Raw genomic sequence first — 12,335 nt, 5'->3', positions numbered from 1 at the left:
CGCCGGCAAGATCGCCAAGCCGCTGCCGTCCCGAGGGACGGCAGCGTTTGTTTTTTCATTAGACAGGAATCGCCATGAGCCAAATGCCCGCCTGTCCGCAATGCGGATCGGAATACACTTACCAGGACGGCGCGCTGTACGTGTGCCCGGAATGCGCGCATGAATGGAGCGACCAGCCGGCCGCCGCCGAGGAAGTGCGCGTAGTGCGCGACGCCGTCGGCAACGTGCTGCAGGACGGCGACAGCGTCACCGTGATCAAGGACCTGAAGGTCAAGGGTTCATCGCTGGTGGTCAAGGTCGGCACCAAGGTGAAGAACATCCGCCTGGTGGACGGCGACCACGACATCGACTGCAAGATAGACGGCATCGGCGCGATGGGCCTGAAGTCCGAATTCGTCAAGAAAGCCTGATCCGGCATCCGCGCCGGCAATCAGCGAAGGCGGCCCTCGGGCCGCCTTTTTCCATCCCGCCTATACTGAGGCAACGCCACCACGCCAAACGCCGCCTCGATGATCCGCGCCTTGTCCGGACTATGCGTCTGCCTGTGGCTCTGCCAGGCCGCCGCCCAGCCTCCCGCCGTCCGCCTGTGCCACGAGGATGCGCCGTCCTATCCCTGGCTGCTGGAAAACGGGCGCGGCCTGAGCCAGATCATGATGAGCATGGCGGCCGAACGGATCGGCGTCGAAATCCGCAGCCAGGCGCTGCCCTGGGTGCGCTGCATGGCCGAGGTCAAGGCAGGGCGGCTGGACGGCCTGTACAAGATCAGCTTCTCGCCGGATAGGATGGAGCTGGGCGAGTTTCCGCTGAAGAACGGCCAGCCCGACGCCGCGCTGCGCATGCTGACCGACAGCTACCACCTCTACCGCGCCCAACACGGCCGCCTGGCCTGGGATGGCCGCCATGTCTCGGGCGCAGACAAGGGCATCGCCGCCCAGACCGGCTTTTCCGTCGTCGCCCAGCTGCAACAGCTGGGCCTGCGCGTGGACAGTACCTCGCGCAACGCGGCGGTCATCCTGCACAAGGTGCTGCTGGGACGGGTGGACGGCGCCGCGCTGCAAAGCCAGGCGGCCGACGACGCCATCGCCGCCGAGCCGGCGCTGCAGAACCAGTTCGACAAGCTGGAACCGCCGCTGGCGATCAAGCCCTATTACCTGATCTTCTCCCACGCGTTCTACCAGCGCCAGCCGGCGCTGGCCCGGCAGATCTGGGAAGCCGTCGCCGCCGTGCGCGCCTCGCCCGCCTACGCCGCCGCCCGTCCAGGCGAATGAGAAGCCGCTATGGCGCGGCGGCGGGCCGCCAGCCTTCGACGAAGCGGACCGCCTCGTCCAGATCGACCTGCCCGCCTATGGTTGCCATCTGCGCCATGCGGCCGGCATCGTCCAGGGCGATCGGCTCGGCCAGCAGCGCGGACACCCGCAAATAGCGCCCCTCGCCCAGCATCTGCCGGACCTGGAAATCCGCCACGTCGTTGACGCCGTCCATCAGCAGCCCGGTGAGGTTCCGTCCCCATTGCAGCGCGCCCCAATCGTTGTCGCCGTCCAGATGGCTGGCGTTGAAGCCGGTTCCCAGCGACAGCATGGACACCGACTCCGGCGGGATGGCTCGCGCCAGCCGCGCGTCCCGCGTCTGCGCCAGCGCGCACATCGCCGGGTTGTTGGCGAACACCCCGCCGTCGGCGAAGCCGTCGAAGGAGGGAAAATAGGTCGGCGCGGCCGAGCTGCGCATCGCCACCCGCCAGGCTTGCTCCGCGCCGTCGTCGCTGCCGTCGCGGGTCGGCAGGTTATGGTAGACCTTGGGCTTCCAGCGCCGCCGTCCCTGGGGCAGGCGCGGATCGCCGTCCAGGTTGAAGGCCGGCACCAGCACATGCCCCCGGCTGCCCCCGTCGCGCAGCAGCGAGGCCAGCGTGTCCGCGCCGCCCAGCACGTCCCGGCAGATCCGCTCCCGCTCCGCGCCGTCGTAGCGGGCGCCGATCAGGCCGTTCAGCGTCTTCAGCCGCCGCGCCGCCCCGCGCTCGAACAGCTTGGGACCGCGCTCGAGGTACTGGTCGAGAATCTGCCTGGGCGTCATGCCGCGCGCCAGGCCCAGCGCGATCAAGGCGCCGGTGGAAGTGCCGGCGTGCATGTGGATGCCGTCGCGCCAGCCGGGCGCGGCCCGGTCCAGGCGGTCGAGAATCACCAGCGCAATGATGCCGCGCAGTCCGCCGCCGTCCAGCGACAGGATGCGATAAGGGGTGTCTGCCTGCATGCTCGCTCTCCATGTGGGTGGTCCCGCGGCGATCTTGCCCGACGCGGGGCCCGCGCGCGCGGTGACGGATGTCGGCGCCGGGCGGAAAAAAAGCCGCGTCCCGAAGGCACGCGGCGTTTTCCGTCATCAAGGGCCCGGCGCTCAGCTGACGCGCTCGATCAGCGCGCCGACGGCGCCCAGCTTCTTCTCGATGTACTCGTAGCCGCGGTCCAGGTGATAGATGCGGTCGACGATGGTCTCGCCCTCAGCCACCAGGCCGGCGATCACCAGGCTGGCGGACGCGCGCAGGTCGGTGGCCATCACGGTGGCGCCGGACAGCTTGTCCACGCCCTTGACGATGGCGGTGTTGCCTTCCACTTCGATGTTGGCGCCCATGCGGTTCAGCTCGGGCACGTGCATGAAGCGGTTTTCGAAGATGGTCTCGGTCACCACGCCGGCGCCGTCGGCCACGCAGTTCAGCGTCATCAGCTGCGCCTGCATATCGGTCGGGAAGGCCGGGTACGGCAGCGTGCGGAAGTTGACGGCCTTCGGACGCTGCTTCATGTCCAGCGAGATCCAGTCGTCGCCGCACTCGATCAGCGCGCCGGTTTCGCGCAGCTTGTCCAGCACCGCTTCCATGCTCTTGGGCGCGGCGTTCTTCAGCACCACGTGGCCGCGGGTCATCGCGCCGGCCACCAGGAAGGTGCCGGCCTCGATGCGGTCCGGCATCACCGCGTATTCGGCGCCGTGCAGCTTGTCCACGCCCTCGATCACCAGGCGGTCGGTGCCGATGCCGGAAATCTTGGCGCCCATCGCCACCAGGCAGTTCGCCAGATCGGTCACTTCCGGCTCGCGGGCGGCGTTCTCCAGGATGGTGGTGCCTTCGGCCAGGGTGGCGGCCATCAGCAGGTTCTCGGTGCCGCCGACGGTCACCATGTCCATCACGATGCGGGCGCCGCGCAGGCGCTTGGCGCGCGCCTTGACGTAGCCGTGCTCGATCGACACCTCCGCGCCCATCGCCACCAGGCCCTTGATGTGCTGGTCCACCGGGCGGCTGCCGATGGCGCAGCCGCCGGGCAGCGACACGGTGGCCTCGCCGAAGCGCGCCAGCGTCGGGCCCAGCACCAGGATGGACGCGCGCATGGTCTTCACCAGCTCGTACGGCGCCACCAGGCTGTCCAGATGGGACGCGGTGATTTCCATCTCGTGAACGTTGTCGGTCATCACCCGCACGCCCATGCCCTGCAGCAGCTTCTGGGTGGTGGCGATGTCGCGCAGCATCGGCACGTTGGTGAAACGCATGGTGTCGGCGGTCAACAGGCCGGCGCACAGGATGGGCAGCGCGGCGTTCTTGGCGCCGGAAACACGGATCTCGCCGTTCAGCGGGCCGTTGCCGATGATTTTCAGTTTATCCATGGTATGGCTTTCAGGCTTGCTGTTTGGCCCACTCGTCCGGCGTGGCCGCCTTGACGATGGAGAGCGCGTGGATTTCGTTGCTGGCCAGGCGGGTGGCGATCACTTCCTTGACCATGCGGTGGCGGTCGATCAGGCGCTTGCCTTCGAAGGCGGCCGAGACCACGGTGGCGTAGAAATGGTGGCCGTCGCCTTCCACGTTCAGGAAAGTGCAGTCGAGGCCGGCCTCGATATATTGCTTGACTTGCTCAGGGGTCATCTTGATTGTCCGGTGCGAATGTCGAATAAGGTTCAGTGGCGCAGCTTGTAGCCGGAGCGGATCATGCCCAGCGCCAGCGCGCACAGCAGCGCGAAGCTGCCGGCGGCCACGCCGGCCGACAGCCAGGGATTGACGTCGGCCTGGCCGAAGAAGCCGTAGCGGAAGCCGTCGATCATGTAGAACACCGGGTTGGCGTGCGACACGGCGTACCAGAACGGCGGCAGGCTGTGAATGGAATAGAACACGCCCGACAGGAAAGTCAGCGGCATGATCAGGAAGTTCTGGAACGCGGCCAGCTGGTCGAATTTTTCCGCCCAGATGCCGGCGATCACGCCCAGCGCGCCCAGCACGCCGCAGCCGAGCAAGGCGAAAACCAGCGCCCACAGCGGCTGGGCCGGCAGCGGCAGACCGAACCAGGCGGTGACGGCGATCACGCCCGCGCCGACCGCCAGGCCGCGCACGACGGCGGCCAGCAGGTAGGCGAAGAAGAACTCGGCCGCGGTCAGCGGCGGCAACAGCAGGAACACGATATTGCCGGTGATCTTGGACTGGATCAGGCTGCTGGAGCTGTTGGCGAAGGCGTTCTGCGCCATCGACATCATCGCCAGGCCCGGAATCAGGAAGGCGGTGTAGCCGACGCCGGGATAGGCCTCTACATGCTTGGAAAGCACGTGGGCGAAGATCAGCTGGTACATCAGCGCGGTCAGCACCGGCGCGGCGATGGTCTGGAACGCCACTTTCCAGAAGCGCACCAGCTCCTTCTTGAACAGGGTGAGGAAGCCTATCATGCCGCGCCCCCGTTCATCATCTTGACGAATACGCTTTCCAGGTCCGCCTCCACCACGTTCAGTTCGCGCACTTCCACGCCGGCCTGGCGCAGCTCGGCGAGCACGCCCTCCAGCTCCGACAGGTCGGCCAGCGCCAGCACCGCGCGGCCGTCGTCGTCGCGCAGCTTGCGCGGCGCGAGGCTGTCTGGCAGCGGGCCGGACAGCTTGACCGCCACCTCGCGGCGCGCGCTGTGGGCCAACAGCTTGTCCTTGCTCTCCAAGGCCAGCAGCCGGCCCTTCTTCAGCATGGCGATGCGGCCGCACAGGGCCTCGGCCTCTTCCAGGTAATGGGTGGTCAGCACGATGGTGGTGCCGGCGCGGTTCAGTTCCTGGACGAAGGTCCACAGGCTCTGGCGCAGCTCCACGTCCACCCCGGCGGTGGGCTCGTCCAGCACCACCACCGGCGGGCGGTGCACCAGCGCCTGCGCCACCATCACCCGCCGCTTCATGCCGCCGGACAGCGCGCGCATATTGCTGTCGGCCTTGTCGGCCAGGCCCAGCTTGAACAGCAGTTCGTCGATCCAGGCTTCGTTGCGGGACAGGCCGAAATAGCCGGACTGGAACCGCAGCGTTTCGCGCACAGACAGGAAGGGGTCGAACACCAGCTCCTGCGGCACCACGCCCAGCGCGCGCCGGGCCTCGCGGAAGTCGCGCACCACGTCGCGGCCCATCACGCGGATGCTGCCGCTGTCCGGACGCGCCAGGCCGGCCAGCGCCGAGATCAGCGTGGTCTTGCCGGCGCCGTTGGGGCCGAGCAAGGCGAAGAACTCGCCGGGTTGGACGGCGAAGCTCACCTTATCCAGCGCCTGCAGCTGGCCGTAGCGCTTGCTGACGGCCTCGATTTCGATTGCGTGGGACATGAAAACCATGACGCCACCAGTGCGATGCCGGACTCATGCGGGCTGCGCTAGTGGCTTGAGAAAAAAGCGCAATTATAGCGCCGGCTCAGCCGCAAGTGGTAAGTTGTTCCATCACCGGCGGCAGGAAAATGCCGCGGTACAAATACTGCAACAGCCGGCTGGCGGCCAGGGTGGCGTCCGGGCACGGCCGGTCCACCAGCAGCCGGGTCATCAGGCCGTCGTGCAGCGACTGCAGCGCCACCGCCACTTCGTCCGGATCGACGCAGTCGTAAGTCTGCCCGCGCGCCTTGGCGGCGCCCACCACCTGGCTCAGCAGGCCGCGCGCCTCGTGCATGTGGGCAATGCACTCCTCGTGTATCGGCGCCAGCTCGCCGACGTATTCGCTGCGCATGAACAGGATCAGCAGGATGCGCCGCACCTGCGGATCGTGCTCGATCAGCGCCAGCAGCCGGTGGCTGTGCTGCCACAGCGCCTGGGCCGGATCCGTGTTGGCGACGAGCAACAGTTGCTCGCGCATGTCGTCGAACGACGGCGACACCCGGTCCAGCATCGCGCGGTACAGATCCAGCTTGTTCTGGAAGTGCCAGTACACCGCGCCGCGGGTCAGCCCGGCGGCGGTGGCGATTTCCGCCAGCGTGGTGCGCGACACGCCCTGCTCGCTGAACAACTGCTCGGCGGCGTCCAGCAACTGCTGGCGGGTCTGTTCCGCTTCCTCACGTGTTTTCCGTGCCATTCCTAATTCTTTACACTAGTACTAATTAATGAATTTTAACGCCTATACCCTGTCGATATCGCAAATCTGTTACATCGCTCGACATTTCTTCATTTTACATACAGACGCGTATGTATGTAAAATGCGCAGACTCGGGGATATGACAATCCAGACCATTCCCCCAATAACAGTAAACCCCTATTACCTTCCGGATTCAGCTTTCGAGGACTCGAAACCATGCAAGCAAGTGCAGTTTTCCCGCGCGCCGCGCGCGGGCTGATGCTGGGCGTAGTGGCCGCCAGCCTGGCGGCCTGCGGCCAGAAACCCGACGCCCACGCCGGCGGCGCGATGCCGCCGGTGCCGGTGGCCGTGATCAAGGTTCAGCCGGCCGACGTGCCGGTGTCGTATGAATTCGTCGGCCAGGCGGCCGGCTCGCGCGAGGTGGAAGTGCGCGCCCGCGTCGGCGGCATCCTGCAGAAGCGTGCCTACGCCGAAGGCAAGCCGGTGAAGGCCGGCGACCTGCTGTTCCAGATCGACCCGGAACCGTTCAAGGCGGCGCTGGACCAGGCCCGCGCCAACCTGCAGGTGCAGCAGGCGCAGCTGTCGCGCACCAAGCAGGACTACGAGCGCATCATGCCGCTGTTCAAGGAAAACGCGGTCAGCCAGAAGGACCGCGACGACGCCGTGGCCGCCTACAACGCCGCCAAGGCCTCCACCGCCGCCGCGCAGGCGCAGGTGGAACAGGCGCAGATCAACCTGGGCTACACCCGCGTCACCGCGCCGATCTCCGGCATCACCAGCCAGGAGGCGCGCTCCGAGGGCAGCCTGGTGGCCACCAGCGCCGACGCCAGCCTGCTGACCAAGATCTCGCAGCTGGACCCGATCTACGTCAACTTCAGCATGTCCGACAGCGACATGCTGAACCTGCGCAAGATGCAGCACGCCGGCAAGCTGAAGCTGGCCAACGGCGGCGGTTTCGAAGTCCAGCTCAAGCTGCCGGACGGCAGCATGTACGGCAAGTCCGGCCACCTGAACTTCACCGACAGCCTGGTGGACACCACCACCGGCACCATCCGCTCGCGCGCCACCTTCGCCAACCCGCAAGGCGGCATCCTGCCCGGCCAGTTCGTCCGCGTGCAGCTGAACGGCGCGGTGCGCACCGCGGCCATCACCGTGCCGCAGCGCGCGGTGCTGACCACGCAGCAGGGCAAGATGGTGTGGGTCGTCAGCGCCGAAGGCAAGGCCGCGCCGCGCCCCATCGTCACCTCGCAGGAAGTGGGCATGGACGTGCTGGTCGAGCAGGGCCTGAAGGCCGGCGACCAGGTCGTCGTCGACAACATCATCAAGCTGCGTCCGGGCGCCGAGGTCAAGCCTCACCCGTTCCAGGCCGACGCCAGCGCGCCGGCCGCCGCGGCCAAGCCGTGATCCCAGGGGGAACCTGATACATGTTTTCCGCTTTTTTCATCCGGCGACCGATCTTCGCCAGCGTGATCTCCATCGTGATCATGCTGGCGGGCCTGGCCGCCATCAAGGCGCTGCCGATCGAGCAGTACCCTGAAATCGTGCCGCCGGTGGTGAACGTCACCGCCAGCTATCCGGGCGCTTCCGCCGAAGTCATCGCCAACACCGTGGCCGCGCCGCTGGAGCAGGCGATCAACGGCGTGGACGACATGCTGTACGTGCAGTCCAACAGCGCCAGCAACGGCACGCTGTCGCTGACCGTGTCGTTCAAGATCGGCACCAACGCCGACCAGGCCACCATCAACGTCAACAACCGCGTGCAGTCGGTGCTGTCGCAGCTGCCGGAAGAAGTGCGGCGCCAGGGCGTCAACGTGCGCAAGAAGTCCGCCACCATCCTGCAGGTGGTGTCGCTGTTCTCGCCCGACAACAGCCACGACACGCTGTTCATCAGCAACTACGCGCTGTTGAACGTGGTGGACGAGCTGAAGCGGGTGCCGGGCGTGGGCGACGTGGTCAACTTCGCCGGCCAGGACTACTCGATGCGGATCTGGCTGAAGCCCGACAAGCTGGCGCAGCTGAAGCTGACGCCCAGCGACGTGGCCGCCGCCATCCGCGAGCAGAACTCGCAGTTCGCCGCCGGCAAGCTGGGCGCCGAGCCGACGCCGCAGAAGCTGGACTTCACCTACACCGTGACCACCCAGGGCCGCCTGTCCGAGCCGGAAGAGTTCGAGAACATCATCGTGCGCGCCAACCCGGACGGCTCGGCGGTGAAGCTGAAGGACGTCGCCCGCGTCGAGCTGGGCGCGCTGTCCTACGACTTCCACGGCAAGCACAACGGCAAGGCCACCATCCCGATCGGCATCTTCCTGGCGCCGGGCGCCAACCAGCTGGCCACCGCGCAGGCGGTGGAGACCGAGATGCTGCGCCTGTCCAAGAGCTTCCCGACCGGCCTGTCCTACGGCATCCCCTACGACACCACCAAGTTCGTCGAAGTGTCGATCGAGGAGGTGTACAAGACGCTGGCCGAGGCCATGGTGCTGGTGTTCCTGGTGGTGTTCCTGTTCCTGCAGAACTGGCGCGCCACGCTGATCCCCTGCCTGGCGGTGCCGGTGTCCATCGTCGGCGCCTTCGCCGGCATGTACGCCTTCGGCTTCACCATCAACACGCTGACGCTGTTCGGCCTGGTGCTGGCCATCGGCATCGTGGTGGACGACGCCATCGTAGTGCTGGAGAACGTCGAGCGCCTGATGACGCAGGAAGGGCTGTCGCCGCGCGAGGCCAGCCTGAAGGCGATGCAGGAAGTGTCCGGCGCGCTGGTCGCCATCGTGCTGGTGCTGTGCTCGGTATTCATTCCGGTGGCCTTCCTGGGCGGCATCGCCGGCCAGATGTACAAGCAGTTCGCGATGACCATCGCGGTGTCGGTGGTGATTTCCGGCATCGTGGCGCTGACGCTGACCCCGGCGCTGTGCGCGCTGATCCTGAAGTCCGAACACCAGCACCAGAACCGCTTCTTCGAGTGGTTCAACGGCTGGTTCGACCGCCTGACCGAGCGCTACACCGGCGGCGTGGCCTTCATCAACAAGCGCGCGCTGCTGGCGGTGATGCTGTTCGGCGGCCTGCTGCTGGCTTCCGCCGGCCTGTTCCGCATCATCCCGTCCAGCCTGGCGCCGGACGAGGACCAGGGCTACATCCTGGCCGCGGCCTTCCTGCCGGACGGCGCGTCGCTGCAGCGCACCGCCGCCACCATCGACAAGCTGGACGCCATGATGGCGAACAACCCGGCGGTGAAGGACCGGATGAGCTTCGCCGGCTTCGACATCCTGTCGGGCGGCAACAAGTCCAACGCCGGCGTATCCTTCATCACGCTGAAGCCGTGGGACGAGCGCAAGTCGCCGGAGCTGTCGTCGATGGCGGTGGTGAAGGACGTGTTCGCCAAGGGCGCGATGGGCGTCACCGACGGCATCATCCTGGCCTTCAACCCGCCGCCGATCTCCGGCATGTCCAACACCGGCGGCTTCGAAGCCTACGTGCAGGACCGCGCCGGCCGCACCCCGGCCGAGCTGGGCGAGATCACCAAGAAAATGGTGGCCGCCGCCGCCAAGCGGCCGGAGCTGAAGGGGGTGCAGACCACCTTCTCCGCCAGCGTGCCGCAGGTCTTCGTCAAGCTGGACCGCGACAAGGCCAAGGCGCTGGGCGTGCCGGTGAACAGCGTGTTCGACACCATGCAGAGCACCTTCGGCGCGCTGTACGTCAACGACTTCAACAAGTTCGGCCGCACCTTCCGCGTGCAGCTGCAGTCCGAGGCGCCGTTCCGCACCAAGGTGGACGATCTGCGCAACGTCTACGTGCGCTCGCAGACCGGCCAGATGATCCCGCTGACCGCGCTGGTGACCATCCAGCAGACCACCGGCCCGGAAACGCTGGAACGCTTCAACGTGTTCCCGGCGGCCAAGCTGGTGGGCGGCCCGGCCCCGGGCTACAGCTCCGGCCAGGCGCTGACCGCGCTGGAGGAAGTGGCCAAGGAAACGCTGCCCGACGGCTATAGCCTGGCCTGGACCGGCTCCGCCTTCCAGGAAAAATCGACCAGCGGCTCGTCTACCCTGGTGTTCGGCTTCGGCATGATCATGGTGTTCCTGATCCTGGCGGCGCAGTACGAACGCTGGACCCTGCCGATCTCGGTGCTGATGGCGGTGCCGTTCGCCGTGTTCGGCGCGCTGATGGCCAACTGGCTGCGCGGCCTGGCCAACGACGTGTACTTCCAGGTGGCGCTGGTGACGCTGATCGGCCTGTCGGCCAAGAACGCGATCCTGATCGTCGAGTTCGCGGTGCAGAAACTGGAGGAAGGCATGGCGTTGAAGGAGGCCGCGCTGCAGGCCGCCCGCCTGCGCTTCCGCCCGATCGTGATGACCTCGCTGGCCTTCGTGCTGGGCTGCGTGCCGCTGGCCATCTCCAGCGGCGCCGGCTCCGCCAGCCGCCACTCGATCGGCACCGGCGTGATCGGCGGCATGCTGGCCGCCACCTTCATCGCCACCTTCTTCATCCCGCTGTTCTTCATCCTGATCATGAAGCTCGGCAAGCAGAACAAGCCTCAGCAGAACGCCGAGGCCGGAGGAAACGCAGATGCTTAAGCGCGCCCTGATTCCCGTCGCCGTCGCGCTCGCCGTGTCGGCCTGCGCGGTGGGGCCGGACTACAGCCGGCCCAAGGTCGAGCTGCCGGAGACCCAGGCCGGCGCCCGGGCGCCGGCGGTGGACGCCGGCTGGTGGAAACGCTTCGACGACCCGGTGTTGAACCAGCTGATCGAGGAGGCGGTCAAGAGCAACCTCGACCTGCAAGCCGCCGCCGCCCGCGTCGACCAGGCCGCCGCCCAGGCCGGCATCGCCCGCGCGGCGCTGCTGCCTCAGCTTAACGCCAACGCCGGCTACCAGCGCGGCCGCAGCTCCACCGAGCTGGCCACCCCGGGCGCGCCGCTGGTCAGCGATGCCCGCTCGGCCAACCTGACCGCGTCCTGGGAGCTGGACTTGTGGGGCAAGCTGCGCCGCAGCAATGAAGCCGCGCGCGCCAGCTACCAGGCCAGCCGCTACGACCGCGATGCCGCCCAACTGGCGCTGGCGGCGCAAGTGGCGCAGACCTACTTCCAGATGCGGGCGCTGGACGCCCAGCTGGACATCGCCAAACGCACGCTGCAAAGCCGCGAAGAGTCTCTGAAGCTGCAGACCAAGCGCTTCCACGGCGGCCTGATCTCCGAGCTGGACCAGCGCCAGGCCGAGGTGGAGGCCGCATCGGCCCGCGCCGCCGTGCCGCAGTTCGCCCGCTCGCTGGAGCAGACCGAAACCGCGCTCGGCGTGCTGCTGGGCCACAGCCCCAAGCAACTGGTCGACGGCGGCCTCGCGCGCGGCAAGGACATCAACAGCCTGGCCAGCCCGCCCGAGGTGCCGGCCGACCTGCCGTCCAGCCTGCTGGAGCGCCGCCCCGACGTCGCCGCCAGCGAGCAGCAGCTGATCGCCGCCAACGCCCGCATCGGCGTGGCCAAGGCCGCCTACTTTCCCAGCATCAGCCTGAGCGGCGCGCTGGGATCGCAGAGCCTGTCGCTGGACAGCCTGTTCACCGGCCCCACCCGCGCCTGGAGCTTCGCCGGCAATCTGGCCGCGCCGATCTTCAACTTCGGCGCCACCGGCTATAACGTGGACGCCGCCACCGCCGGCCAGAAGCAGGCGCTGGCCCAGTACCAGAAGACGGTGCAGTCGGCGTTCAAGGACGCGCTGGATGCGCTGGCCGCCAACGGCGCCGCCCGCGACATCCTGCAGGCGCAGACCACGCAATCGACGGCGCTGAACCGCACGCTGAAGCTGGCCGGCCTGCGCTACGACAACGGCTACGCCAGCTACCTGGACGTGCTGGACGCGCAGCGCAACAGCTTCCAGGCCGAGCTGAACCTGGTCAACGCCAAGCTGGACAAGCTGAACACCACCATCGGCGTCTACAAGGCGCTGGGCGGGGGGTGGGAGGCGGAGAAGCGGTAACGCTTTCCTGCCGCTTGAATGAAAAAACCTGCCTGGAAACAGGCAGGTTTTTTTATAAC

11 protein-coding genes are annotated in these 12,335 nt (G+C 67.3%); 5 read left to right on the top strand and 6 right to left on the bottom strand.

Translation table 11 applies throughout. The annotated features are described in order from the left end of the window. The first annotated feature begins 74 nt into the window (after positions 1-74). Both CV_RS02160 and CV_RS02155 read left to right on the top strand, forming a co-directional pair. Positions 75-410, top strand: a complete 336-nt coding sequence (locus tag CV_RS02160; protein ID WP_011133998.1) for a zinc ribbon domain-containing protein YjdM — start codon at positions 75-77, stop codon at positions 408-410. Positions 411-509: 99 nt separating this feature from the next. Then, positions 510-1,268, top strand: a complete 759-nt coding sequence (locus tag CV_RS02155) for a substrate-binding periplasmic protein (protein WP_011133997.1) — start codon at positions 510-512, stop codon at positions 1,266-1,268. 7 nt (positions 1,269-1,275) lie between these two features. Here the strand turns inward: CV_RS02155 and CV_RS02150 are convergent, their stop codons facing one another. The 6 genes from CV_RS02150 to CV_RS02125 all read right to left on the bottom strand — a co-directional run bounded on the left by CV_RS02150 (position 1,276) and on the right by CV_RS02125 (position 6,315). Further along, complete coding sequence (locus CV_RS02150; RefSeq protein WP_011133996.1) at positions 1,276-2,244, bottom strand: patatin-like phospholipase family protein; 969 nt, start codon at positions 2,242-2,244, stop codon at positions 1,276-1,278. Positions 2,245-2,385: 141 nt separating this feature from the next. Further along, a complete protein-coding gene (gene murA, locus CV_RS02145; protein WP_011133995.1) occupies positions 2,386-3,639 on the bottom strand; it encodes a UDP-N-acetylglucosamine 1-carboxyvinyltransferase in 1,254 nt (417 codons plus the stop codon). A gap of 10 nt (positions 3,640-3,649) precedes the next feature. Further along, on the bottom strand, positions 3,650-3,895 hold the full coding sequence (locus CV_RS02140; RefSeq protein WP_011133994.1) for a BolA family protein: 246 nt from the start codon (positions 3,893-3,895) through the stop codon (positions 3,650-3,652). Positions 3,896-3,927: 32 nt separating this feature from the next. Then, entirely contained in the window at positions 3,928-4,683 is a 756-nt protein-coding gene (locus CV_RS02135; RefSeq protein ID WP_011133993.1) for an ABC transporter permease, read from the bottom strand. Continuing rightward, the gene (locus CV_RS02130; protein WP_011133992.1) at positions 4,680-5,582 is read right to left on the bottom strand and encodes an ABC transporter ATP-binding protein; all 903 of its coding nucleotides are present in this window, start codon (positions 5,580-5,582) and stop codon (positions 4,680-4,682) included. The genes CV_RS02135 and CV_RS02130 overlap by 4 nt, the downstream gene beginning before the upstream one ends. An 85-nt stretch (positions 5,583-5,667) precedes the next feature. Further along, on the bottom strand, positions 5,668-6,315 hold the full coding sequence (locus tag CV_RS02125; RefSeq protein WP_011133991.1) for a TetR family transcriptional regulator: 648 nt from the start codon (positions 6,313-6,315) through the stop codon (positions 5,668-5,670). 216 nt (positions 6,316-6,531) lie between these two features. Here CV_RS02125 and CV_RS02120 point away from each other — a divergent pair, with 216 nt between their 5' ends. The 3 genes from CV_RS02120 to CV_RS02110 are packed head-to-tail and all read left to right on the top strand — an operon-like array spanning position 6,532 to position 12,276. Beyond that, a complete protein-coding gene (locus CV_RS02120; RefSeq protein WP_011133990.1) occupies positions 6,532-7,719 on the top strand; it encodes an efflux RND transporter periplasmic adaptor subunit in 1,188 nt (395 codons plus the stop codon). Positions 7,720-7,739: 20 nt separating this feature from the next. Next, the gene (locus tag CV_RS02115; protein WP_011133989.1) at positions 7,740-10,883 is read left to right on the top strand and encodes an efflux RND transporter permease subunit; all 3,144 of its coding nucleotides are present in this window, start codon (positions 7,740-7,742) and stop codon (positions 10,881-10,883) included. Continuing rightward, positions 10,876-12,276: an efflux transporter outer membrane subunit gene (locus CV_RS02110; protein ID WP_011133988.1), complete on the top strand. Its 1,401-nt coding sequence runs from the start codon at positions 10,876-10,878 to the stop codon at positions 12,274-12,276. Before CV_RS02115 ends, CV_RS02110 begins: the two co-directional genes overlap by 8 nt. Positions 12,277-12,335 lie beyond the last annotated feature (59 nt).

It is taken from the genome of Chromobacterium violaceum ATCC 12472 (assembly GCF_000007705.1).
Lineage (GTDB): Bacteria > Pseudomonadota > Gammaproteobacteria > Burkholderiales > Chromobacteriaceae > Chromobacterium > Chromobacterium violaceum.
This window is presented reverse-complemented; position numbering and strand designations above follow the sequence as displayed.

Bases quoted from the DNA above. Each gene is read 5' to 3' on its own strand.
- CV_RS02160 (WP_011133998.1), top strand. From the start codon at position 75: ATGAGCCAAATGCCCGCCTGTCCGCAATGCGGATCGGAATACACTTAC.
- CV_RS02155 (WP_011133997.1), top strand. From the start codon at position 510: ATGATCCGCGCCTTGTCCGGACTATGCGTCTGCCTGTGGCTCTGCCAG.
- CV_RS02150 (WP_011133996.1), bottom strand. From the start codon at position 2,244: ATGCAGGCAGACACCCCTTATCGCATCCTGTCGCTGGACGGCGGCGGA.
- murA (WP_011133995.1), bottom strand. From the start codon at position 3,639: ATGGATAAACTGAAAATCATCGGCAACGGCCCGCTGAACGGCGAGATC.
- CV_RS02140 (WP_011133994.1), bottom strand. From the start codon at position 3,895: ATGACCCCTGAGCAAGTCAAGCAATATATCGAGGCCGGCCTCGACTGC.
- CV_RS02135 (WP_011133993.1), bottom strand. From the start codon at position 4,683: ATGATAGGCTTCCTCACCCTGTTCAAGAAGGAGCTGGTGCGCTTCTGG.
- CV_RS02130 (WP_011133992.1), bottom strand. From the start codon at position 5,582: ATGTCCCACGCAATCGAAATCGAGGCCGTCAGCAAGCGCTACGGCCAG.
- CV_RS02125 (WP_011133991.1), bottom strand. From the start codon at position 6,315: ATGGCACGGAAAACACGTGAGGAAGCGGAACAGACCCGCCAGCAGTTG.
- CV_RS02120 (WP_011133990.1), top strand. From the start codon at position 6,532: ATGCAAGCAAGTGCAGTTTTCCCGCGCGCCGCGCGCGGGCTGATGCTG.
- CV_RS02115 (WP_011133989.1), top strand. From the start codon at position 7,740: ATGTTTTCCGCTTTTTTCATCCGGCGACCGATCTTCGCCAGCGTGATC.
- CV_RS02110 (WP_011133988.1), top strand. From the start codon at position 10,876: ATGCTTAAGCGCGCCCTGATTCCCGTCGCCGTCGCGCTCGCCGTGTCG.